General features: G+C 70.9%; 29 protein-coding genes and 1 tRNA gene. 23 read left to right on the top strand and 7 right to left on the bottom strand.

All coding sequences use genetic code 11. The annotated features are described in order from the left end of the window. The first annotated feature begins 6 nt into the window (after positions 1 to 6). From DEJ32_RS10560 to DEJ32_RS10545, 4 genes are all read left to right on the top strand, one after another. On the top strand, positions 7 to 1,071 hold the full coding sequence (locus DEJ32_RS10560; protein ID WP_146234136.1) for a ThiF family adenylyltransferase: 1,065 nt from the start codon (positions 7 to 9) through the stop codon (positions 1,069 to 1,071). Between the two features lie 66 nt (positions 1,072 to 1,137). After that, positions 1,138 to 1,920 (top strand): molybdate ABC transporter substrate-binding protein, encoded by a 783-nt coding sequence (gene modA / locus DEJ32_RS10555; RefSeq protein WP_110901255.1) that lies wholly within the window; start codon positions 1,138 to 1,140, stop codon positions 1,918 to 1,920. A 95-nt stretch (positions 1,921 to 2,015) separates the two neighbouring features. Continuing rightward, positions 2,016 to 2,774, top strand: a complete 759-nt coding sequence (locus tag DEJ32_RS10550) for an ABC transporter permease (protein WP_258369011.1) — start codon at positions 2,016 to 2,018, stop codon at positions 2,772 to 2,774. After that, on the top strand, positions 2,771 to 3,829 hold the full coding sequence (locus DEJ32_RS10545) for an ABC transporter ATP-binding protein (RefSeq protein WP_110901253.1): 1,059 nt from the start codon (positions 2,771 to 2,773) through the stop codon (positions 3,827 to 3,829). The genes DEJ32_RS10550 and DEJ32_RS10545 overlap by 4 nt, the downstream gene beginning before the upstream one ends. Positions 3,830 to 3,904: 75 nt before the next feature. Here DEJ32_RS10545 and DEJ32_RS10540 read toward each other — a convergent pair whose 3' ends face one another. The 3 genes from DEJ32_RS10540 to DEJ32_RS10530 are packed head-to-tail and all read right to left on the bottom strand — an operon-like array spanning position 3,905 to position 6,744. Next, the gene (locus tag DEJ32_RS10540; protein ID WP_110891058.1) at positions 3,905 to 4,144 is read right to left on the bottom strand and encodes a MoaD/ThiS family protein; all 240 of its coding nucleotides are present in this window, start codon (positions 4,142 to 4,144) and stop codon (positions 3,905 to 3,907) included. 4 nt (positions 4,145 to 4,148) lie between these two features. Continuing rightward, positions 4,149 to 5,273 carry a GTP 3',8-cyclase MoaA gene (gene moaA / locus DEJ32_RS10535; RefSeq protein ID WP_258369003.1) on the bottom strand — a complete coding sequence of 375 codons (1,125 nt, stop codon included), beginning with the start codon at positions 5,271 to 5,273 and terminating at the stop codon, positions 4,149 to 4,151. A gap of 4 nt (positions 5,274 to 5,277) precedes the next feature. Further along, positions 5,278 to 6,744, bottom strand: coding sequence for a glycosyltransferase family 87 protein (locus tag DEJ32_RS10530; protein ID WP_110825986.1), 1,467 nt, complete (start codon positions 6,742 to 6,744; stop codon positions 5,278 to 5,280). Positions 6,745 to 6,798: 54 nt separating this feature from the next. On the opposite strand from DEJ32_RS10530, the gene DEJ32_RS10525 reads away from it, so the two are divergent. Genes DEJ32_RS10525 through pheA form a run of 4 tightly spaced genes read left to right on the top strand, consistent with a single transcriptional unit; the run spans position 6,799 to position 10,701 of the window. Further along, positions 6,799 to 8,103 (top strand): molybdopterin-dependent oxidoreductase, encoded by a 1,305-nt coding sequence (locus DEJ32_RS10525; RefSeq protein ID WP_110901252.1) that lies wholly within the window; start codon positions 6,799 to 6,801, stop codon positions 8,101 to 8,103. Next, positions 8,100 to 8,597, top strand: coding sequence for a hypothetical protein (locus tag DEJ32_RS10520; protein ID WP_110901251.1), 498 nt, complete (start codon positions 8,100 to 8,102; stop codon positions 8,595 to 8,597). Before DEJ32_RS10525 ends, DEJ32_RS10520 begins: the two co-directional genes overlap by 4 nt. A 10-nt stretch (positions 8,598 to 8,607) precedes the next feature. Next, positions 8,608 to 9,702 (top strand): bifunctional helix-turn-helix transcriptional regulator/GNAT family N-acetyltransferase, encoded by a 1,095-nt coding sequence (locus DEJ32_RS16620; protein ID WP_309146431.1) that lies wholly within the window; start codon positions 8,608 to 8,610, stop codon positions 9,700 to 9,702. Positions 9,703 to 9,741: 39 nt separating this feature from the next. Beyond that, the gene (pheA, locus tag DEJ32_RS10505) at positions 9,742 to 10,701 is read left to right on the top strand and encodes a prephenate dehydratase (protein WP_110901250.1); all 960 of its coding nucleotides are present in this window, start codon (positions 9,742 to 9,744) and stop codon (positions 10,699 to 10,701) included. 28 nt (positions 10,702 to 10,729) lie between these two features. On the opposite strand, the gene DEJ32_RS10500 is transcribed toward pheA, so the two are convergent. Next, entirely contained in the window at positions 10,730 to 11,797 is a 1,068-nt protein-coding gene (locus tag DEJ32_RS10500; protein ID WP_110826056.1) for a diacylglycerol kinase family protein, read from the bottom strand. A gap of 139 nt (positions 11,798 to 11,936) precedes the next feature. Between DEJ32_RS10500 and serS the strand changes: the two genes are divergently transcribed. The 3 genes from serS to DEJ32_RS10485 all read left to right on the top strand — a co-directional run bounded on the left by serS (position 11,937) and on the right by DEJ32_RS10485 (position 14,247). Beyond that, positions 11,937 to 13,208, top strand: coding sequence for a serine--tRNA ligase (gene serS, locus DEJ32_RS10495; protein ID WP_110825990.1), 1,272 nt, complete (start codon positions 11,937 to 11,939; stop codon positions 13,206 to 13,208). Then, complete coding sequence (locus DEJ32_RS10490; protein ID WP_110901249.1) at positions 13,205 to 14,074, top strand: HAD family hydrolase; 870 nt, start codon at positions 13,205 to 13,207, stop codon at positions 14,072 to 14,074. Before serS ends, DEJ32_RS10490 begins: the two co-directional genes overlap by 4 nt. Positions 14,075 to 14,159: 85 nt before the next feature. Continuing rightward, positions 14,160 to 14,247 (top strand) — tRNA-Ser (locus tag DEJ32_RS10485). 36 nt (positions 14,248 to 14,283) lie between these two features. Here DEJ32_RS10485 and DEJ32_RS10480 read toward each other — a convergent pair. Next, on the bottom strand, positions 14,284 to 15,402 hold the full coding sequence (locus tag DEJ32_RS10480; RefSeq protein ID WP_110901248.1) for a tyrosine-type recombinase/integrase: 1,119 nt from the start codon (positions 15,400 to 15,402) through the stop codon (positions 14,284 to 14,286). Next, positions 15,402 to 15,839: a hypothetical protein gene (locus tag DEJ32_RS10475; RefSeq protein ID WP_110901247.1), complete on the bottom strand. Its 438-nt coding sequence runs from the start codon at positions 15,837 to 15,839 to the stop codon at positions 15,402 to 15,404. The genes DEJ32_RS10480 and DEJ32_RS10475 overlap by 1 nt, the downstream gene beginning before the upstream one ends. Before the next feature lie 166 nt (positions 15,840 to 16,005). Between DEJ32_RS10475 and DEJ32_RS10470 the strand changes: the two genes are divergently transcribed. From DEJ32_RS10470 to DEJ32_RS10430, 10 genes are all read left to right on the top strand, one after another. Next, a complete protein-coding gene (locus DEJ32_RS10470; protein WP_110901246.1) occupies positions 16,006 to 16,209 on the top strand; it encodes an AlpA family transcriptional regulator in 204 nt (67 codons plus the stop codon). Between the two features lie 95 nt (positions 16,210 to 16,304). Then, positions 16,305 to 16,739: a hypothetical protein gene (locus DEJ32_RS10465; RefSeq protein ID WP_181420650.1), complete on the top strand. Its 435-nt coding sequence runs from the start codon at positions 16,305 to 16,307 to the stop codon at positions 16,737 to 16,739. Beyond that, positions 16,739 to 17,041: a hypothetical protein gene (locus tag DEJ32_RS10460; RefSeq protein WP_110901244.1), complete on the top strand. Its 303-nt coding sequence runs from the start codon at positions 16,739 to 16,741 to the stop codon at positions 17,039 to 17,041. The genes DEJ32_RS10465 and DEJ32_RS10460 overlap by 1 nt, the downstream gene beginning before the upstream one ends. Positions 17,042 to 17,045: 4 nt before the next feature. Beyond that, the gene (locus tag DEJ32_RS10455; protein ID WP_110901243.1) at positions 17,046 to 17,363 is read left to right on the top strand and encodes a helix-turn-helix domain-containing protein; all 318 of its coding nucleotides are present in this window, start codon (positions 17,046 to 17,048) and stop codon (positions 17,361 to 17,363) included. A gap of 244 nt (positions 17,364 to 17,607) precedes the next feature. After that, positions 17,608 to 17,817, top strand: coding sequence for a hypothetical protein (locus DEJ32_RS10450; RefSeq protein WP_110901242.1), 210 nt, complete (start codon positions 17,608 to 17,610; stop codon positions 17,815 to 17,817). Then, entirely contained in the window at positions 17,817 to 17,942 is a 126-nt protein-coding gene (locus DEJ32_RS16510) for a hypothetical protein (RefSeq protein ID WP_258369000.1), read from the top strand. The genes DEJ32_RS10450 and DEJ32_RS16510 overlap by 1 nt, the downstream gene beginning before the upstream one ends. 12 nt (positions 17,943 to 17,954) lie before the next feature. Beyond that, entirely contained in the window at positions 17,955 to 18,857 is a 903-nt protein-coding gene (locus DEJ32_RS10445) for a hypothetical protein (RefSeq protein ID WP_110901241.1), read from the top strand. 142 nt (positions 18,858 to 18,999) lie between these two features. Then, positions 19,000 to 19,371 (top strand): hypothetical protein, encoded by a 372-nt coding sequence (locus DEJ32_RS10440; RefSeq protein WP_110901240.1) that lies wholly within the window; start codon positions 19,000 to 19,002, stop codon positions 19,369 to 19,371. Then, a complete protein-coding gene (locus DEJ32_RS10435) occupies positions 19,371 to 19,655 on the top strand; it encodes a hypothetical protein (protein ID WP_110901239.1) in 285 nt (94 codons plus the stop codon). The genes DEJ32_RS10440 and DEJ32_RS10435 overlap by 1 nt, the downstream gene beginning before the upstream one ends. Before the next feature lie 10 nt (positions 19,656 to 19,665). Further along, positions 19,666 to 20,310 (top strand): hypothetical protein, encoded by a 645-nt coding sequence (locus tag DEJ32_RS10430; RefSeq protein WP_110901238.1) that lies wholly within the window; start codon positions 19,666 to 19,668, stop codon positions 20,308 to 20,310. A 55-nt stretch (positions 20,311 to 20,365) separates the two neighbouring features. Here DEJ32_RS10430 and DEJ32_RS16025 read toward each other — a convergent pair whose 3' ends face one another. Beyond that, positions 20,366 to 20,980 (bottom strand): hypothetical protein, encoded by a 615-nt coding sequence (locus DEJ32_RS16025; protein ID WP_146234135.1) that lies wholly within the window; start codon positions 20,978 to 20,980, stop codon positions 20,366 to 20,368. Positions 20,981 to 21,127: 147 nt separating this feature from the next. On the opposite strand from DEJ32_RS16025, the gene DEJ32_RS10420 reads away from it, so the two are divergent. After that, positions 21,128 to 21,559, top strand: coding sequence for a Panacea domain-containing protein (locus tag DEJ32_RS10420; RefSeq protein ID WP_110901236.1), 432 nt, complete (start codon positions 21,128 to 21,130; stop codon positions 21,557 to 21,559). Positions 21,560 to 21,675: 116 nt separating this feature from the next. Then, a complete protein-coding gene (locus DEJ32_RS10415; RefSeq protein WP_110901235.1) occupies positions 21,676 to 22,065 on the top strand; it encodes a hypothetical protein in 390 nt (129 codons plus the stop codon). The last annotated feature ends 84 nt before the right edge of the window (positions 22,066 to 22,149 follow it).

Below are 22,149 nucleotides of genomic sequence, written 5' to 3'. Positions count from 1 at the left end.
ACGGAGATGGACACAGACACGCCCGTCAGCACCGGGCGGCGACGTCTCGGGTCACGCACGGCGGCGCTCACCGGTGCAGGGCCGGACGTCCTGGAGCGTCTCGGCCGGGCCCGGGTGCTCGTCGTCGGTGCCGGCGGCCTCGGTGCACCGGTGATCGCCCTCCTGGCCGGCAGCGGGCTCGGTCGCCTGACGATCGTGGACGACGACGTCGTGGACGGGTCGAACCTGTCCCGGCAGACCCTGTTCACCGGCGATGACGTCGGTTCCGCCAAGGCCGAGGTCGCGGCCGCCCGGGCGCGCGCGGTGGACCCCGAGCTCGCGGTCGTCGCGGTCGTGGGACGGTTCCGGCCCGAGCACGTCGCCGGGCACGACGTCGTGGTGGACGCCGCGGACGCCGTCGACGTCACCCGTGCGGTGTCCGACGCCTGCGCGCCGCTCGGGATCCCGTTCGTCTGGGGCACGGTGCTGTCCTGGGACGGCCAGGTCTCGGTGTTCCGGGACGCCGGTCCGGACGGTGTCGACTTCCACGACCTGCACCCCGAGGTCCTGCCGGACGAGGGGTCATGCGCGGTCGACGGGGTCCTCCCGGCACTCTGCGGCGCGGTCGGGTCGGTGATGGCCGCGCAGGTGACGGCCCTCGTCGCGGGTCTCGGCGAGCCCCTGCTCGGGCGGCTCCTCACCGTCGACGCCCGCCGGTGGCGGTGGACCGAGAGTCCCGTCCGACGTGGGCCGGCGTCGCGACGGCCCACGGGCCTCCCGGCCGGGACGGCGGACGCGGACGGCGTGACCCGGCCCGCGCGGATCGCCCCGTCCGCACTCGCCGCCCGTCTCGCCGACCCCGCCGACCGGGTGACGGTCGTCGACGTGCGCACACCGGCCGAGTGGGCGACGGGCGTCATCGCCGGGTCCGTGCACCCGGATGCGGTCCCGTCCGACACGGAGGTCGTCGTGACCTGCGCCCGTGGGCCCCGCGCGGATGCGTGGGCACGGGCCGCCGGGAGGCCCGTGACCGTCCTCGACGGGGGCGTCGACGCATGGCGTCGGGAAGGGCTCCCGCTCGCATCCGAGTGAGGCGTCGACCGCTGGTGCGGATAGGATCGGCCGTGGACGCCGCACCTGCGGCAGTGTGGAGGGCCGATGCGACGCGCGACCGCACTCGCAGCCGTCCTCGTGCTGGCGCTGACGACCGCCGGGTGCGCGAGCGGTCCCACCGCCGACCGCGCGGGCGGCGGCGTGGAACGGACTCCCTCGAGGACGGTCACGGTGTTCGCCGCGGCATCGCTGCAACGGACCTTCACGACCCTGGGGCGCGGGTTCGAGCGCGCGCACTCCGGCACGACGGTGACGTTCTCGTTCGCCGGCTCGAGCGACCTCGTCTCGCAGATCCGCAACGGTGCCCCCGCCGACGTCCTCGCCTCCGCCGACCAGGCGAGCACCGAGGCGCTCGGGTCCGACCTGCTGGACGGTCCGCCGCGCGCCTTCGCGACGAACACGCTCGAGATCGCCGTGGCGCCGGGCAACCCGCTGCACGTGTCCGACCTCGCGGACCTGACGGCGTCGGACGTGCAGCTCGTCACGTGCGCCGCGCCGGTGCCGTGCGGTGCTGCGACCGCGGCCGTCGAGCGTGCGAGCGGGGTCGAGCTGCACCCGGTCAGCGAGGAGCAGTCCGTCACCGACGTCCTCGGCAAGGTCACGTCCGGTCAGGCGGACGCGGGCATCGTCTACCGCACCGACGTCCAGGGCACGGGCGGGGACGTGGCGGGCGTCCCGTTCGCCGCTGCTGCGGACGTCGTGAACACCTACCCGATCAGCGTGCTCCGGGACGCGGCAGACCCGACGACCGCTCGGGCGTTCACGGCGTACGTGCTGTCGCCCGCCGGCCAGCGGGTGCTCGCCGCCGCCGGGTTCGGGGAGCCCTGACCGTCGTGCGCCGTGCCACCGCCACCCGTGCCACCGCCGACCACGGTGCCGCTGGCCGCTCCGGCAGCGTCCGCCGTGCACCGGTCCCGTGGTGGCTGCCGGTGCCGGCCGTGCTCGGCGGCCTGTTCGTCGTCGTGCCGGTGCTCGCGATGGTCGGCCGCGTCGAGTGGGGGTCCTTCGTGGCGCTCGTCACGTCACCCACGTCCCGGACGGCCCTGGTCCTGAGCCTCGGGACCGCGGCTGCGGCGACCGGGGTCTCGTTCGTGCTCGGCTACCCGCTCGCGGTGCTCTTCGCCCGGTCCCGGTCGCGGTGGATCGGCGTGGCGCGGGCGGTCGTGCTGCTGCCCCTCGTGCTGCCGCCGGTCGTCGGTGGGCTCGCGCTCCTGGCCGCGTTCGGGCGGATGGGCGTGGTCGGCGCGTTCCTCGACGAGCACGGACTGCGGATCGCGTTCACCACGGTGGCGGTCGTCATGGCGCAGACGTTCGTCGCCATGCCGTTCCTGGTGTCCGCGATCGAGGGTGCCCTGCGCGTCGAGGGGGACCGCTACGAGCGCGTCGCGGCCACGCTCGGCGCCGGCCCGACCCGGACGTTCCTGACCGTCACGACGCCGCGGGTGCTGCCGGGGATCCTGTCCGGCCTGGTGCTCTGCGCCGCCCGGGCGCTCGGTGAGTTCGGTGCGACGCTGACCTTCGCGGGCAGCCTGCAGGGGGTGACCCGGACCCTCCCGCTCGAGGTGTACCTGCAGCGCGAGGTCGACCCGGACGCCGCGGTCGCCCTCGCCCTCGTGCTCGTGGTCGTCGCGGTGCTCGTCATCGGCCTGGCGTCCGTCCGGAGCCGCGCGGTGACGCCGTGACCGCCGCCGCAGCCCGGACCGGCCTCGTCGCGCACGTGGTCCGCCACGACCGGGACGTCGACGTCGCCCTGTCCGCCGGACCCGCCGAGTGCGTGGCCCTCGTCGGCGCGAACGGTTCCGGCAAGTCGACCGTCCTCGACGCGGTCGCCGGCCTCCTGCCGCTCGACGGCGGTGCGGTCCGCTCCGACGACCGGGTCCTCGCCGGTGCCGGGCGGGGCCTCCCGGCACACCGTCGCCGCATCGGACTCGTCGCCCAGCGGCCCGACCTGTTCCCGCACCTCTCCGTCCTCGCGAACGTCGCCTTCGGACCGCGGGCGGCGGGCCGGTCCGGCCGGGAGGCCCGCGCGGCAGCCCGGCACGCCCTGGCCGCCGTCGGGGTGGCCGACCTGGCAGACCGGGCGCCCCGGACGCTGTCCGGCGGGCAGGCGCAGCGCGTCGCGATCGCCAGGGCGCTGGCCGCCGACCCCGCCGTCGTGCTGCTCGACGAACCGACCTCGGCACTCGACGTCGGCGCGCGCGAGGACGTCCGCGCCGCCCTCCGCACGGCCGTGTCCGGTCGGCCGAGCGTCCTCGTGACGCACGACCCGGTCGAGGTGATGGCCCTCGCGGACCGGGTCGTCGTCCTGCAGGACGGGCGGGTCGTCGAGTCCGGCACCCCGGCCGAGGTGCTCGCGCGTCCGCGGAGCGGCTTCGCGGCGGCGTTCTCGGGTCTGGTGGTGGTGCACGGGACCGCGACGGCGGACGGGCTCGTACTCGACCGTGGCTCCGGTGGCGGGGGCCCGCTGGCGTCGGCCGCGCACCACGTGCCTGCCGGTCGACCCGTGGCGGCGGCCTACCACCCGACGGCGGCGGTCGTGACACGGGACACCGGCGCCGGCCCCGGTCTGCCGAGGGTCGTCCGTGCCCTCGAACCTCGGAACGGCTTGGTGCGGTTCCGCACCGACGACCTGTCCGCCGACCTGACCCTGGCCGCGGTCGCGGCGCTCGGGGCGACGGTCGGATCGACGGTGCGGGTGCACGTCCCGCCCGCCGAGGTCACCGTCTGGGAGTCCTGAGCGCGGAGTCCGGCGCCCGTGCGCTGAGCTCCGTGTGCTGAGCGCTGAGCTTCGAGCGCTCAGTTTGGGCGCTGGTCAGCCGCCGGCGAACGGCGGCATGACGTCCACGAGTGCGACCCCGTCGAGCGACGTCGACCGGTCGCGGGTGGTGACCCCGTCGACCAGGTACGAGCACCGCTCCTGCAGCGCGGCCCAGCGCTCGGGGTCGGCAGCCTCGACCTGACGGAGGGCGTCGTCGAGCGAGTCCGCCGTGACGGTCGTGTCGTCGATGCCGACCGCGGCACGGGCGGCGGCGAAGAAGCGCAGTGTGGTCATGTCCTCATCCTCCGATCGCGCTCATGCCCCGGGTCGGGTGCACGAGGCCGTCGGTGTCGTCGCCGTGGTCGCGGGGCTTCGCCCACATCGCCCGCCGCCAGCGGTCCAGGACGTCGGCGTCGTCGGCGCCCGCGCGCAGGGGGCCGAGCAGGTCGGTCTCGTCGTCGGAGAACAGGCAGCTGCGGACGTGACCGTCGGCGGTGAGCCGGGTACGCGTGCAGTCGCCGCAGAACGACTCGGTGATGCTCGCGATGACCCCGACCGTCCCGAGGTCGGCGCCGGTGGCCCGGGACCGCACCCGGTACCGCTCGGCCGGAGCGCCGTTCCGCGGGGCGTCGTCGGGGGTCAGGACGTGGTCGGCGCTGAGCAGGTCGCGGATCTGTGCGGCCGTGATCATCGTCGTGGCGTCCCAGGCGTGCCCGGGGTCGAGCGGCATCTGCTCGATGAACCGCAGCTCGTGGCCGCGCTCCAGGCACCACGCGAGCAGCTCGGACGCCAGGTGGTCGTTCACCCCGCGCAGCAGGACCGCGTTGATCTTCACCCCGAGGCCGGCGTCGGCCGCGGCGGCGATCCCCTCGAGGACGCGGTCGAGGAACGGGCGGCGGGTGACCTCGGCGAAGACGTCCGGGTCCACGGTGTCGAGCGAGACGTTCAGCCGGTGCAGTCCGGCCGCTCGCAGCGCTGCAGCGCGACCCGCGAGTCCGATCGCGTTCGTGGTGAGGGACAGCTCGAGGTCGGGGTGGGCCGCCGCGCACCGGGCGATGACGTCGACGAGGTCCTTGCGGAGGAGCGGTTCACCGCCGGTGAAGCGGACCTTGCGGATGCCGAGCTCCCGCGCCCCGAGGCCGACGAGCCGGGCGATCTCGTCAGCGGACATGAGCGCGGCATCGGGCGCGAAGGGCAGACCCTCGGCCGGCATGCAGTAGGTGCAGCGGAGGTTGCAGCGCTCGGTCAGGGACACCCGCAGGTCGACGGCGTACCGGCCGAACCGGTCCACCAGGCCGGGGTCGCCGTCGGGCCGGGGCGGGAGGCCCGGATGCTGTGCGACCAGGGGGTGCACCGCGGTGTCCGTCGCTCCCGGGCGCACACGGCTCAGCAGACCCGTCGAGGGGAGCATCTGGGCCGGCATGTCGTCAGGATACGTCGCGGGGACCGCGGCTCGCGTCTCCGGCGGGCAGCGGGGCTCCCGGACTCCGGCCGAGCAGGCGGTCCCGCCACCGGAGCCAGTCCTCGCGGCGCGTGCGGACGAGGGTGACGACGAGCACGACCGCGATCGCGGCGAGCAGCCACCACCGGTAGGCGACGACCGACGGCCACACCCCGCGCAGCGCGATGGCGAGCGTCAGGGACAGCCACTCCCACCGGCCGGAGAGCACCACGAACGGGATGAGCAGCAGCGCGTACCACGGGTAGCGCGGCGTCACCGCGAGGAAGGTCACGCCGATCATGAACACCTGCCCGGACCACGGGTTCGCGGGGTCCGACAGCCGCCAGGCGATGACCGCCGCGACGAGGACGATCAGGCCCACGGCGATCGTCGCCGCGTCGCCGGGCAGGACCTCCGCCACCAGGGCGAAGCGCGAGCCGTCCTCGTAGCCCTCCTCCGACAGGTAGCCCGGCAGGTACCCGAGCACCTTCGGCCCGGTCGAGAGCACGTACGGCACGTAGAGCAGCCCGAACACGGCGATGCCGACCGGGATCGCCCACCAGCTCCGCCACCGGCCGAGCAGTGCGGGGTAGACGATCGCCGGGATGAGCTTCGTCGCCGTCGCGGCACCGAGCGCGATGCCGCCCCAGATCGGCCGACCGAAGGCCACGAGCACGGCACCCGCGGTGGCCAGTGCGGCCCCCACGACGTCGACGTGCGAGTTCGTCACGGCCTCGGCGGCGACGAGCGGTGACCAGGCCCACAGCGCGGCCCACCACGTCGGTCGGCCGGTCCGACGGAGGACGACGAGCAGGCCGACCGTGACGCCGAGCGAGACGAGCAGTCCGGCGACCTGGAACGGCATGTACTGCGCCGTGGCCGGCACGAAGACCCGGACCAGGGCGAACCAGAGCTCGGCCATCGGCGGGTAGATCGTCGGGACGTCCGGACGGTTGATCGCCGTGCAGTGCCCGAGCGCGCCGTCCCCGAGTCCGCGGTACCGCGGCTCGAGCGGCTTGCACGTGCCGTCGACCTTGTCCGGGAACAACCACTCCGGGCGGAGACCTGCCAAGGCCTCGGACTGCGGCGTGTGCGCGTAGGGGGACACGCCCGCGTGCTGCACGATGCCGTCCCAGGCGTAGCGTGCGGAGTCGGTGCTCGTGTTCGGCGGGCCGACGAGGGCCGCGATGCCGACCACGACCGCCCCACCGAGCACGATCCGCGTCACGAGGTGCGGCGGCACGAACCTGAGCGCCAGCACGGAAGCCGCGAAGACCGTCCAAGCGATGAGCGTCCAGGTGACGAATGGAGAGCGATGACCCTCCCGGAGGAACCCCAGATGCGTGACACCCACGGCGATCACGGTGCCGAGCGCGAGCACGCCCACGACGGCGAGCAGCGTGGCGACGAGCCCGGTCGAGGGTCGGCGGCCGGGGCGCAGTCGTTCGCTCATGGTCCGTCGAGGCTAGCGGGCGTCCAGCGCCTCCTCCTGGACGCACGGAGCGTGATGGCTTCGCCGAACCGCACCGCGCGCTCGGCGGTCGTCACCGGTCGGCTGCTCGGGATCGCGTTCCTCGTCTGCTTCGCCACCGGGGTCTACAGCCACCTGCTGCAGGAACCGCCCGGGTGGATGCGCTTCCCGACCCGGCCGGTGCAGCTCTACCAGGTCACGCAGGGCCTGCACGTCACCGCCGGCATCGCCGCGATCCCGCTGCTGCTCGCCAAGCTCAACGTCGTCATGCCGGCGCTGCTCCAGACACCGCCCGTGCGTGGTGTCCTGCACGGGCTCGAGCGGCTGTCGATCGCGGTGTTCGTGGCGGCCGCGCTCATCCAGGTCGTGACCGGACTGCTCAACACCTTCCAGTGGTACCCGTGGCCGTTCCCGTTCCGGCAGGTCCACAACGCCCTCGCGTACGTCCTCATCGGCTCGCTCGTGCTGCACATCGGCACGAAGCTGCGCATCATCACGCGGTACTGGCGCTCACCGGACGCGTTCGACGAGCACGGTCGGTTCGTCGTGGACGAGACGGTGGGCAGCGACCTGCCCGACCCGACCCTGCAGGCCCGTCCCGGCCTGGAGGCCCGCCCTCCCGCCGCCGCGACGTCCCGCGGGTTCGTCGGTCGCCTCCACCGCTGGATCGACGGCGCTCCGCCGGTCGCGGACCGTGCGGCACCGGACCCGGCCGCCGACGCCGACGCCGAAGGCGGGCGCCAGCGTCTCGCCCGCCGCGGGTTCATCGCGGGTGTCACGGCGGCCACGGCCGGCGTCGTCGTCTTCACGGCCGGCCAGTCGTCGGTGCTCGCCGAGCCGTTCAACGTCTTCGCTCCCCGTCAGCGGCACATCGGGCAGAACGGGCTGCCGGTGAACCGGACGGCTCGCGCCGCCGGGGTCCTCGCCACGGCGACCGCCGCCGACTGGGCCCTCACCGTCGCCGGCCCGGCGGTCAGCCGCACGTTCTCACGCGCCGAACTCGTCGCCCTGGGTCAGGCCGAGGCGCGGCTCCCGATCTCGTGCGTCGAGGGCTGGAGCCAGATGGCGAGCTGGAAGGGCGTCCGGATGCGCGACCTGCTCGCGGCGGTGCAGTCCGACCCGGACGTACGCGTGCGGGTGACGAGTCTGGAGCAGCACGGCGGATACCGGGTGATGGAGATGGGGCCGGAGTACACCGCCGACCCGACCACCCTGGTGGCCCTCGAGCTCAACGGTGCGACGCTCGACCTGGAGCACGGGTTCCCGGCGCGGATCATCGCCCCCGGACGACCCGGCGTCCTGCAGACGAAGTGGATCGAACGGATCGAGGTCATCGCATGAGCGCGGTCCCCACCGCCGAGCGTCCCGACCGGCGGATCCGGGTGGCGCGGACCGTCCTCGTGGTCGTCGGCGTGCTCGTCATCGCCTTCGGGGCGTGGGTCCTGCTGACCTCGGTCCGGACGGACCGGATCGGCGGCCTGCTCGTGTGGCTGCTCGCCGCGGTCGTGCTCCACGACGCCGTGCTGTCGCCGTTCGTGCTCGCCGTCGGCGCGGGGCTCCGTCGGGCAGGGCGCACGCTCCGCATGTGGGTGCTCGTGGTCGTGCAGGCCGCGGTCGTCCTCGGCAGCGTGCTCGCGCTCGTCGCCGTGTCCGAGATCGTCGCGAAGTCGCAGGGCACAAAGAACCCCACGGTCCTGCCGTTCGACTACACCGCGCGGCTGCTCGTCGTCGAGGGGGTGCTCGCCGCCGTCGTCGTGGTCGTGCTCGTGGTCGGCGTGGTCACCGCTCGGCGTCGTCCGGACGATGCTGTGGTTGCAGCGACAACCTCTCCGTAGGATGAGCGGCATGACCGACGACACGCCCTGGCTCTCCCGTGAGCAGCTGCGTGCCTGGATGGGGTTCGTCGCCGTCATGGAACTCCTGCCCGCAGCGCTCGACCAGCAGCTCCAGCGCGACGCCGACCTGACGCTCTTCGACTACATGGTCATCGCGATGCTGTCCGAGCGGGACTCCCGCACCCTGCGGATGTCGGTCCTCGCGTCGGCCACGAACGCGTCCCTCCCGCGCCTGTCGCACGTCGTGTCGCGCCTCGAGAAGCGTGGGCTCGTCGCCCGGTGCCCGTCCTCCGAGGACCGCCGCGCCACCGACGTCCGGCTCACCGACGCCGGCTTCGACCACATCGTCGCCGCCGCGCCGGACCACGTCCGCACCGCCCGTCGTCTGGTGATCGACGCGCTCACCGACGAGCAGGTCGCCGAGCTCGACACGATCTCCCGCGTGCTCCTCGCCCGGGTCGACCCCGAGGGCCGGTTCGCCGCGGTCAGCAACATGCCCGGTGGGGACGGAGCCGGTGCGGAAGGCGCGTCCTGCGACGAGGTGGTCGCCGCCACCGAGATGTGCGAGGCGCGGATGACCGGCACCGCCGACGACTCCCTGCCGAGCACCGTCGACGGCATCGGGTACCGCGCGGCCACCGCCGACGACGTGCCCCTGCTCCGCCGGGCTACCCTCGACGCGATGAACTGGTCGGGGGAGCGGTTCGCCGACGCCGACCTCGACCGGCCCGAGTTCGCCCACTACTCCGCCGCGTTCGACCCCGAGCGGCCCGGCGCCGCCGACCTCGGGGTCGTCGCGACCGACGACGACGGGCCGGTCGGCGTCGCGTGGGCGGTGCACCTGCCCGCCGAGGACCCCGGGTACGGGTTCGTCGCCGAGGACGTCCCCGAGCTCACCCTCGCCCTCGACGCCCGGGCGCGCGGCCGCGGGATCGGCGCGGCGCTGCTCACCCGGCTCGTCGCCGCGGCGCGCGACGCCGGGTGGCCCGGGATGAGCCTGAGCGTCGAGGACGGCAACACCGGCGCGCGCATCCTCTACGAACGAGCGGGGTTCCGGACCGTCGGACGGAACGGCGACTCGGACACCATGCAGCTCGTCCTCTGAGCGGCGGACGGGGCACCGCACGCCGATAGGCTCGCCGGTATGAGCCCGGCCGCCGACTCCCCGTCCGAGACCTACAGCTACCTCGGACCGGCGGGGACCTTCACCGAGGCGGCGCTCAAGCTCGTCGAGGCCGCCGCCGGGAAGCCCTGGCGGAGCGTCAACAACGTCGGCGAGGCGCTCGACGACGTCATGACCGGCCGCTCGGTCGGCGCCGTGATCGCGATCGAGAACAGCGTCGACGGCGGCGTGAGCGCCACGCAGGACGCCCTCGCCCGGATCCCCGGCGTGCGGATCGTGGGGGAGTACCTCGTCCCGGTCGACTTCGTGCTCGTCGCCCGTCCCGGCACGTCCCTGTCGGACGTCCGCACCGTGAACGCGCACCCGGTCGCCTACGCCCAGACGCACCACTGGCTCGAGGCGAACCTGCCGGGCCACGGGCACATCCCGGCGTCCTCGAACGTCGCCGCGGCGGCCGCGCTCCTCGACGACCACCCGACCGCGGACGCCGCCGTCGCCCCGCCCGGCATCACCGACCACTACGACCTCGTCGTGCTCGCCGACTCGATCGGCGACAACGCGAGCGCCGTCACGCGGTTCGTGCTCGTCTCGAAGACCCTGGCGATCCCGCCGCGCACCGGGTCCGACAAGACGAGCGTCATCGTCGAACTGCCCGCGGACCACCCCGGTGCCCTCGTCGACATGCTCGAGCAGTTCGCCACCCGGGGCATCAACATGGGGTTGCTGTCCTCGCGTCCGATCGGCGACGAGCTCGGCCGCTACCGGTTCGTCATCGACCTGGACGGCCACGTCCACGACGAACGCGTCGCGGACGCCCTGCTCGGTCTCCGCCGGTTCAGCCCGCGCGTGACCTTCCTCGGCTCGTACCCGCGTGCGGACGGCCTCCGGTCCGAGGTCTCACCCCGCTACTCCGACCAGGCCTTCGTCGAGGCGCGCGACTGGCTGCGCGCGATCGTGAGCGGGGAGCCGGACGCGGGCTGAGCCTCCCGTCCGACACCCTCGCGCGCGGTCAGCGGCGGCGGGTCGCCCGCGTCTGGTCCTCGGGTCCGGCCACGCGGACCGTCAGACCGCCCGCGTCGATCTTCGCCCGGAAGGCGCGGACCTCGCCCACCGGGTCGCCGTCGATCTCGAACTCCTCGGCACGCTCGAGCCGCGCGGTGAACTCCTCGCCGCGCAGGTAGCGCAGCGGACGCTCGTCGCGGGTCTTCGTGACGATGGTCTTGCCGATCTCGGTCTTGCCGAGCGCGGAGCGACGGAAGCGGCGGAGGATCGCGTTCTCCCAGAACACGCGGGCCCCGATCCGGACCCAGCCGAAGAATCCGTGCGGACGCATCACGACGACGTCGAAGTAGCCGTCGTCGATCTCGGCGTCCGGCAGCAGGGTCGCACCGGCCTGCAGCATGCCGCAGTTGCCGACGATGAGGGAGTGGGCGCGGACCGACCGGGTGCTCTGGCCGTCCAGGCGGTAACGGAACTCGATGGCGTCGGAGTCCCGCAGCGACCGGACGAGCGAGTCGACGTACGCGAGCCAGCCGACCTTCTTCTTCAGGTCGTCGTTCGTGTTCACGAGCATCCGTGCGTCGAGCCCGAGGCCGGCCATCACGAGGAAGCCGAACTGCTCACGCGAGCCGTCGGGGCGCTCGACGTGCACCGTGCCCATGTCGATCTCGCGGTCCTCGCCGTGGAAGATCGTGTGCGCGCTGGCACCGAGGTCGTCGATCGGCGCGGGGATGTTGCGGGCGAGCAGGTTGCCCGTGCCGCTCGGCAGCAGGGCGAGCGCGGCGTCGGACCCGTGCACGACCTCGGCGACGGCGCGGACCGTCCCGTCACCACCGGCAGCGGCGATGACGTCCGCACCGGCCTCGAGTGCCTGGCGGGCCATGCCGCCGCCCGGGTCCTCCTCGCTCGTGGCGTACCACTTGGTCTCCGACCAGCCGGCCTCGCGCTGGTACCGGTTCACGGTGCGCTTCAGGGTCGGCAGGTGGACCTTGACGGGGTTGTAGATGACTGCGGCGGTGCGCTGGTCCGTGGCAGGGGCGTCCTCCGGCACGGCGGTGGCTTCCGAGGGCGTCGACATGCGGTCAACGCTACCGGGCACCGGCTGCGCGGTCCGGAACGTGACCACGTCCGGGACGGGAGCGCGGGTCGATCCGGTGCCGGGCCTCCCGTCCGGTGCGTCCACCGATCTGCCACCGGCTCCCCGGTAAGATGGGGCGGTGATCGACCCCCAGCTGTTGCGCGACGAACCGGACCTCATCAAGGCCTCGCAGGCGGCGCGCGGCGCCTCCGTCGACGTCGTCGACCAGGCCGTCGCCGCGGACGCAGCGCGACGCAGCGCCATCACCGCGTTCGAGGCGCTCCGCGCCGAACAGAACGCGTTCGGCAAGACCGTCGCGAAGGCCCCGAAGGACGAGAAGGCCGCGCTCGTGCAGCAGGCGCAGGCGCTCGCCGCGAAGGTCAAGGAGGCGCAGGCCACCGTCACCGCCGCCGAGGACACCTTCAACTCCGTCGTCCGCGCCATCCCCAACGTGGTGCTGCCGGACGTGCCCGCCGGTGGCGAGGACGACTTCGTCACCCTGCGCACCGTCGGCACGAAGCCGTCGTTCGCCTTCGAGCCGAAGGACCACGCCGACCTCGGTGAGTCCCTCGGCATCATCGACATCGCCCGCGGCGTCAAGGTCTCCGGCTCGCGGTTCTACTTCCTCAAGGGGATGGGCGCCCGCCTCGAGATCGCGCTCATGTCGCTCGGCCTCGACCGCGCCGTGCAGCACGGCTTCGAGCCCCTGATCACGCCCACCCTCGTGCGCCCCGAGACGATGGCCGGCACCGGCTTCCTCGGTGAGCACGCTGCCGAGGTCTACCGACTCGAGGCCGACGACCTGTACCTGACCGGCACGAGCGAGGTCGCCCTCGCCGGGTACCACGCGGACGAGATCCTGCAGTTCCCGTCCGAGGACGACCCGGCCCTCCGCTACGCCGGTTGGTCGACCTGCTACCGGCGCGAAGCCGGGTCGGCGGGCAAGGACAACCGCGGCATCCTCCGGGTGCACCAGTTCAACAAGCTCGAGATGTTCGCCTACGTCCACCCGGACCAGGCCGACGCCGAGCACCAGCGGCTCATGTCGTACCAGGAGTCGATGCTGCAGGACCTCGGGCTGCACTACCGCGTGATCGAGACCGCCGCGGGTGACCTCGGCACGAGTGCCGCGCGGAAGTACGACCTCGAGGCATGGGTGCCGACGCAGGGCACCTTCCGCGAGCTGACCTCGACGTCGAACTGCACGACGTTCCAGGCCCGCCGCCTCGACATCCGGTACCGCACCGAGAGCGGCAAGACCGCGCCGGTCGCGACCCTCAACGGCACGCTGGCCACCACCCGCTGGCTCGTCGCGATCCTCGAGACGCACCAGCAGGAGGACGGCTCGGTCGTCATCCCCGAGGTCCTCCGGCCCTACCTGGGCGGCGTCGAGGTGATCGAGCCCCGATGAGCTCCTCACGCGGCTTCGTGGACGGGTCCGACGCGGCATCGGGCCGGGACGCCGCTGCGCCCGCGCGGGTGAAGCGCTGGCTCGTCGCGCTCGACATCGACGGCACGACCATGCGCGAGGACGGGGTCATCACCGACACCGTCATCCGGGCCGTCCGCGACGCCGAGACCGCCGGGCACGAGGTCATGCTCTCCACCGGCCGCAGCGAGGGCATGACCGTCCCGCTGCTCGAGCAGCTCGGCATCGAGCCGCGGTACCTCGTCTGTGCGAACGGCGCTCTCACGCTCGAGCGCACCCCCGACGGCGCGTACGAGCGCGTCCACGTCGAGACCTTCGACCCGACCGAGGTCCTGCAGACCATCCGCGGGGCCCTGCAGAACGGTGCGTACGGCGTCGAGGACGAGACCGGCCACTACCTGCTGTCCGGCGACTTCCCCGACGACACCATGACCGGGTCCGGCGACCACGTCGACTTCGAGCAGCTGCTCGGGGTCCGCGCCACCCGCGTCGTCGTCATCTCCCCGGAGCACGGGCTCGAGGAGTTCCTGCAGATCGTCGACCGGATGGGCCTGCACAAGGTCTCGTACACCGTCGGCTGGACGGCCTGGCTCGACATCGCGCCGGAGGGTGTCACGAAGGCGACCGCGATGGAGCGGGTCCGCGAGTGGCTCGACATCCCGCGCTCCCGTGTCTTCGCGGCCGGTGACGGACGCAACGACATCGACATGCTGCGGTGGGCCTCCACCTCGGGCCGTGGTGTCGTGATGGGGCAGGCGCCGGACGACGTCGTCGACGCCGGCAGCGAGATCACCGGTGGCGTCACGGACGACGGGCTCGCGGCGGCGCTCGACACCCTGCCCCGCTGAGGCGCGCGCGGGCGCTCCGCCGCCGGACGGGAGGCCCGGTAGACTGCTCGGGACGCGGTCACGTCTCGCCACGTGGTCGCGTCACGGAGGGTTGTCCGAGTGGCCGATGGAGCCTGTCTTGAAAACAGGTGGGCAGAGATGTCTCGTGGGTTCGAATCCCACACCCTCCGCCATCACCGAGGTCCGTTGATCCGCATCTACATGCGGATCTAGCGGGCCTCGTCTTCGTTCTGGGCGGCCTCTGCCCACATCTTGCCCACAACCGTCTGCGCAAGCCCGTCATCGAGGCGGCCCGCAACGATGTCCAGGTCGTCTTCGAAGAGGTCGGCGTAGACGTCGAGCGTCATCGCTGCAGAGGCGTGGCCGAGCATCCGCTGCACGGCCTTCACGTTCGCGCCGGCGCTGACCGCCAAGCTCGCTGCTGTGTGCCGAAGCCCGTGCGGTGTTGTCGAAGGGATCCCCGCCTTCCTCACCGCCGCCGGGAACCATCCGTGGTCGTTGTGCCAGCGCCGCTCGTGCGTGCCGTTCTTCGTCGCGAACACGAGGTCGTCGTCACTCTTCCCCGCGCAGCGCTCTCGGAGCGCCGCCGCCAGCAGGGCAGGGAAGGGCACGGACCGCCGCTTGTGGGTCTTCGGCGTCCCGACCGTGATGACGTTCGCGATCTCGACCGCGTTCACCGTCACGTTGAGGCGACGGCGCGCGAAGTCGACGTCCTTCACCCTGAGCCCGACGGCCTCTCCCCACCGCAAGCCGGTGTACGCCAGCACCAGGACGAGTGTCGACCGATCGCCGGCCGCGAGCGCGAGGTCAGACACCTGCTCATGCGTCAGGTAGACGTGCTCCTTCCGCTTCTTCCTCGGCAGGTTCACGTCCCGCGCTGGGTTGCTCAAGATCCGCCGATCCTTCACCGCCGTGTCCAAGATGCTCGCGAGCACCCCGTAGTTCCGGATCACCGTCGTCGCGCTCGCCGCGTTCATCGACGTCACCCAGGTCTGCACGGCGCTGTGCTTGACGTCGGACACTCGCTTCTGGCCCCAGATGGGCTCGACGTGCAGACGCCAAGCAATCTCGAGCGGGCGGAACGACGACGGCTTGAGGTGTGTCTGGTTCGCGAGCCAGATGGGCCCGAGCGCGCCGATCGTCTCGCGGGCATCCTCCGGTCTCACGAAGTCGCCGCGGGCCTTCGACACCTCGACTGAGGCGAGGAAGAGCTCGGCGTCGCGCTTGGTCTTGAACCCGCGCTTGTCGGTCTGCGTTCGATCAGGCGTACGGTAGCGGACCCGGTACCGACGGCCGGCCTTCGTCGTGTACGGCTCAACGGACCCCATCAGTTCAGCAGCCCCTCCTCGCGCGCCCGGGCCGCAAGACGAGTCGCCGTGCTCTGGGAGACCCCGAGCGTCTCAGCGACGGCTTTCAAAGGGCGCTCGCCGAATGCGCGAGCCAGGGCGTACACCTCCGCAGCGATCCGAAGCCGCTCTGCGTCGCCCCCATGACGGCGCTTGGCCGGATCCGAGGGCAGAATGCGCCTTGGGACGGGGGAGCCGTCCGAATAGCGGACATCGCGCATCACGACCGCTCGGAACACCTCATGCAGGCGCACGCGCCGCAGTCCAAGTGCGGTGATCGGCTCGTTCGAGTAGTTGCGCCGCACCTCAAGCTTGTCGATCTCGTACGCCAGCTTCTCTTCGCTCCAGGTTGCCGTCACGGCGATGTCATAGGGCGACGGCTCAGTGCCGAAAAGCCCGGCTCGTGCGATGTCGAGCACCTCCACTCCTTCGCTGAACCCCGAGATGGTCCGTGGGAAGAGCAGTCCTGGTTGAACTGCGACGAACTCGTCGTGAGCGGGTGTTGACATGACTGCATCATAGTCATACCTTGTTGCTAAGCCAGCGGCGACAGCACTGGCTCAGAATCTCGAACGAGGAGGCTCCATGGACGTATTGCTCACTCCGCAGGCGGTCAGTGAGATCGCCGGAGTCAGCGTGTCGGCGCTCGCACAGATGAGGTACCGCGGCACGGGGCCCGTCTACCGACAGCTCAGTGCCCGAACAATCCGGTACCGCGAGGCAGACGTGCAGACGTGGATCGACGCGGCAGCACGGACGCAGACGGGCGAACTTCAGGAGGTCGGCTAGATGACCTCAATCACACGAAAGGCCCCGCCGGTGCAGGAACACCGAGGCGGGGCCGAATCCAAATCCCGGCACTGCTACCAGAACGGACAGGACCAGTGAACACCAGCCCCGCAGTAGAGCACAACCCCCGACCGTCGACCGCAGCGCGCAGGGCAGAGCTCATCGCTGCAGTGCTCCACCCGATCACTGTGCGGGACGCCACCGTCACGAAGGTGCGGCCGGAGATCCGCGACGGCGTCGTGACTCGCACGATCGGGGAGATCCAGATCTACCCCGAGTCCCGACGCATCGAGATCGTGCTCGGTATCGGGGTCATGGACCACGAGCGCAGAGCCGCGGCCGCGAACGCGGTGATCCTTCCGCAGCAGCTGCTGCGAGATGACCCGGCCCTCTGGAACGAGATCCGCAAGCGCGGCACCGGTGAGCGCATGCTCCGCGTCGCCCTGTGGCTACCCGCACCTGACCCGCTCGTCCACCTCGAGCTGGAACAGACCATCACCATCGACACGCGCAGCGAGGTCACGGTCTGATGGACGACGCCTCCTACAGCCAGTGCCGGCAGCGCGGTTGCATCAGCTACGGCCTGTGGCACAGCGCAACCGATACCGCCCACCGCTTCCGCACCGTGCACACAGCGCTCGCCGCAGTGACCGTCGAAAGGCGGCGCGAGGACGAGCCCTGGGCAGTGTGGATGACGCCGCACGGCAAGCCGCCGGTTGGTCCCCTGCTCGCCCCACCCGTGGCGACGCCCGACAGCGTCCACGAAGAACACATGGAGCTTCGTGCCGCGGTGCTGTACGCGCTCCGGACCGCGGAGAGGTTCAACGGGTAGGCGGGTGAGCTTCAACGCGATCAAGTGGGCTGTCGCGCAGGAGACGACCGCTCCCCAGAAGTCGGTGCTCATGATCCTCGCGTTCCACTTCAACGACGAGGAGCACTGCGCCTGGCCGTCGCACAACCTCATTGCCCAGGAGACCAACCTCAGCCGAGCCACAGTCGTGCGGTCCATCACATCTCTGCAGAGAGATCTCGCCCTCATCGAGATCGAGTCAAGAGAGGACGCAGCGGGCAGGCAGACGTCGAACCGCTACTACCTGCCGGACTACGACGCGCAGTCGAGACGAGCGCCGCCGCGACTGGAAGCGGTGGCGTGAGGGTGCTCACCCTGAGCACCTCCCCGTCTCACCCTGAGCACCGCCGTGCTCACACCGACCAAATGGGGTGGTCACCCTGAGCACCCCGGGGTGCTCACCCTGAGCACCAAACAGCAAGAAGAACCACAAGAGAACCGCAACAAGAACCGCAAGTGAAGGCGAAGCGGTCGGCTACAGCGTTTGGGCGCAGGCCGGCCGCCCCCCTCAGCACCGAGCAACCCCATCCAGTGAAGGAGACGTCGCCATGCAGAAGGAGCACCCCGCCGTCACCCCGTACGACGTGCGCCTGCAGCGCTACCGCCGGCACGCCCGCCGGTGGGAACAGCGAGCGAAGGCGAAGGAACGCAAGCTCGCCGACGCCCGCCGCACCATCAGCTCCCTCGTCGACCAGCTCGACGGAATCGCTGACCAGCTCGACAACCTCACCACCCGACTCAACCGACAGGAACCCTGATGCCCCAGCCCGCAGACGATGCCCAGATCCAGCAGTGGCTGGACGACGCCGCCGACAACCCCGACGAGTACACCCCCGAGCAGATCGCGAACCTCGCACGCGGCCGCGACAAGAGCGACGCCTGAGGAGGCACGCACATGGACACCCGCAGCCGCGCCCGCGAAGACGAGAAGAGCATCGTCCTCACCGACTGGATCGAGAGCCTCGACACCCTCGGAATCAACACCGAGAAGGTGCTGAAGGAAGAGCACGCCTCCCTCAAGCACCAGCAGACGATCCACGCCCACTACACACGCTTCCGCAGCGACCACAGCAGGGGAGTCAACGCATCAGCGTCACGCCTCGCAGACGCCCCCAACGACTACGACACGTTCGCGTCCACCCTCGCCACCGCCGCGGCCGCGACTGATCAGTCCGTCCTCGACCGCGCGCAGCAGATCGCAGCGCTCGCCGGAGAGTTCGCGTCGCAGAAGGCGTTCTCCCACTTCCGACGGCGGGGAGAGGGGCTCTACGACATCATCCGGGGGGTGTTCGAGGAGACCCGGGACAGCATCATCCGGGACGGGGGCAACCTGCCGGATGGAGTCGTAGACCTCGACAGTGCCGCTCGCGCCGGCGTCGAGTCGGAGTGGCTGCGGCTCGAGGCGCTCACCGAACGGTGGAGCGACATCCTGCACCTGATCGAGTCCTGGTACATCAACGGGGCGCTCCCCGCAGATGACCGCGACCTCGAGCGCTACAACGTCTGGATGTTCGTGTTCGAGAACTACAGCGAGGCGGTCAACACGTACGGCGCTGGCATCCTCAGCACCATCCGCCAGGTCATCAACGGCGACGCGAAGCTGCTCACCATCGACCAGGTCGACGCACTCGGATCGAACACGGTCAAGAAGCGCGACCCGAACGAACAGCGAGCGGCGAACCACCGACAGCAGCAGGCCGACGACGAAGCCAACGCCATCCTCCGCGCTGAGTGGGAAGCCAACGGCGTCAGCGAACGGCTCGGCAAGCGCGCACTCAAGCGCGGCAGCAACGCCTGACCGCCGGGCACCACGCCGACCGACCCCGGGCGGGGCCACCACCCCCCCCCCGCCCCGGGGCCTGGTCCGGTCGTAGAGGTGCTGTGGCTGAGGCCGGCTGCATTGCACATCATCAGAATTCCGGGACGCCGAGGAGGCGCATATGGCCCGAAAGAAGGCCCAGGAGCTGGCCGGCGACGAGCTACGCCAGAAGTACGACGCAGCCCTTGGCGACGACACCGAGTGGGACGAGAAGGACATCGTCATCCTCGAGCTCGCGCAGCGACAGGCGAACGACATTCAGGCGCTCGAGGAAGTCCTTGCGGCCGACGGCATGACGGTGCGTGGGTCGGCCGGCCAGGTCCGCTTGCACCCCGCGGTCGCCGAGCTGCGAATGCAGCGGCTCGCCCTCACTCGGATGCTCGCTCAGATCCCGCTACCCGACGAGTTCGGGCAGCCCAAGAAGAACCCCGTCAAGCAGCGCGCGTCTCGCCGCCGCTGGGACCGCGTGCAGGCGCGGAGAGAGGGCGACTGATGCCCAGGAAGAAGAACGCCGCCGGAACGGCCCGTCTCGGCGTCAGGGACGCGCTACGAGCCAAGTGGCAGCACCGCGCCGACCGCTGGGGCTTGATGCCCGGATGCCCGTACCCGCGGCTCCTCGCCATGCTCGACGCCGGCGAGACCGTCTTGGTCACCTACGTCGATCTTCACGGCACCGGAGCGGACGCCGTGAAGGGCTACCGGTACCTCCTGCACGCGGACGGCACCCTCACGCAAGACCACCACATCGATCAGTCGGCCACCGCGCCGGCGCGCTGAAAGGTAACCCATGATCCTCATCACCACAGACACCGGCGAGGAGATCACCATCGATCGTCCGGTTGGCCGCGAGGTCAACCCCGACGTCTGGGCGATGCCCACCGGCGAACTGCGGTCGCTGGGCCGGTACGCGATCGGCTGGCGCATGGACGCCGTCTACTACGACGACGACAGTGGTATCCGCGCGGTCGGCGCTTACAGGCCGGAGAACGTCAAGGGTTCCCCGTTCCACCCGGCCTGGGCGACCTGCGCCCCCGAAGCTGGCTGCCGCCTGGGGTTGGCCGACATGATGAGCAACCCGCTCCGCATGGTTGGCTCGCACAGCCACCCGCACCCGGAATGCACGTGTGGGCACCGGCTGATGGAGACCATCGGGCAGGTCTCGGAGCTCTTGCAGATGCGGGGCGCTGAGTACCTTGATCAAGCTCGTGTCTACCCCAAGCCAGTGCAGACGGCGCTCTGCATCTCGTCTGTCGTCGGGCTCGGCCTCGCCTGTGCAGGGAGCGACAACGACCCCGAGGGGACCATTCGCACCCAGTGGCTGGCCTTGGACGAGCACCTGCTCCTCGGTCAGCAGGACGCCCACGTCGCGGACATGTTCAATGGCATGGATATCCGCGTCGTGCCCGACCTCGCCGCACTGCACGACGCCTGACAGCTAGGACCCCCTCGGGCTCCTTCGGGAAGCTCGAGGGGGTCTTTCGTCGCGGCTAGAAGAGCTGGACCGGTAGAGGTCGCTTGAGCGTCAGCAACTCCTCGCGTATGCCGATGCGTGGGTCTTCCCAGACCACCAGCACACGCGCGAACTTCGGCATGCTGTGGCGGTCGGGCCACAGCACTGGGAGCCCGTCGCCCGGTCCCACGAGGCGGAACCCGTCGTCGTCGGTCTCCTCCGCCACGATCCCCAGAAACCGCTCTCCCTCCGCCTCCCTCAGCATCGCGCGAACAGCCCCGCCCGTACGGTTCACGATCGCCCAGGACTCGGCACTACGTTTCGACGGCTTCCAGGTTTCCCGGTCCCGCGCGACGTCTTCAGCGAGAACTGCCATCCGCTCGTGCGCACCTGCTGATCGAGTAGCTGCGCCGGCAGAAGCCTCCGCAGCATCGAGCGCCCGACGCTCATGGGCTTCCGCGTCGTCACGGGCGGCCCGAGCATCAGTACGGGCTCGACGCGCTTCGGTCGCCTGCCAGACAGCGACTGCTGCGGCGACGACAGCCACAACTACGCCGATCCATGACGTCCACAGCTCCTGCGCATGCACCGCATTAGGATATCGAGAGGACTTGGCGTCCCTTGAGAGTTCGAGGGGGTCTTGAGCCGTCATGCGTACTGGCTGGGACGCCACGCCCGGCATAACCGCAGCGACCTCGAGGTTGGAGGTTTCGTGCATGCCTTCTCACGCATCCCATGCGTATGGTTGTGCACAGCGTGTGGATAACCGAAATATCGACAGTAGCGAGAGGGGGATCTGATGGCGAACGTGCATGACGTCGCGGCGTACATTCTGGACAAGCAGGGCGCGATGAGCGCGATGAAGCTTCAGAAGCTGGCGTATTACTCCCAGGCGTGGCATCTGGTGTGGTCAGAGCGCCCTCTCTTCAGCTCGGAGATTGAGGCGTGGGCGAACGGGCCAGTGATCTATGACCTGTATGACCGCCACCGTGGACAGTTCACCGTGCGCGAGTGGGACGGCGATCCGGGCGCTCTTGACGCAGATGAGGCGTCCTCAGTCGATGCCGTAATCGAGGCATACGGGTCGCGTACCGCGCAGCAACTGAGCGAGCTGACGCACCGAGAGCGTCCCTGGAGAGATGCGCGCGCGGGTCTGCCGGAGCGCAGCCGCAGCAACGCTCCAATCTCGCAGGCGTCGATGCATGAGTACTACCACGGCCTCTCGCACTAACCGTGTCTCGGGGGAACAAGCAAGTTCCGAAGGAACGCACAGCTCCAGCAGGGGGCTGGGGCAACGGCCGCAAGAAGCCAGTCGGTGACGAAGTTGCGCCGACCGAGAAGCGGCCGGTGTTGGACGTCACGAACGACGACGTCATGAGCCGCCGACTGGTCTGGCGCTTCAACGAGGTGGACAAGGCAGGACCGTGGCCACCAGCCCACATCGGGCCCGACGAGTTCGGCGACCTGCTCGAGAAGATGGCGTACTTCGAATCCATGACCATCGGGGAGATCTTCAAGCCCGGGAGCGAGCACGGGAAGTCGTACGACGTGGAGCAGCTCCCCGCATCACCTCGGCGGAGGTTAGTCCAGATCGAGAAGGACGACGAAGACGCTGTCTCTCGTCTGCGGTTGAGCGGGCGTCGTCGGCTCTACGGCTTCCTTCGGGAGCACGTTTTTCACGTGCTGTGGTGGGACCCGACGCACGACGTCTACCCTTCGAAGAAGAAGCGTACGTAGGGGCCGGAACACCCTCACCGTGGCCTGACAGAGTCTCGCCACACCCATGCGCACTCCGCGGCTTGGCCATGACCCCACTCGATG

This window comes from Curtobacterium sp. MCPF17_046 (assembly GCF_003224295.1).
Classification (GTDB): Bacteria; Actinomycetota; Actinomycetes; order Actinomycetales; family Microbacteriaceae; genus Curtobacterium.
The sequence above is the reverse complement of the archived record's forward strand: the minus strand, read 5'-3'. Positions and strand labels throughout refer to the sequence as shown.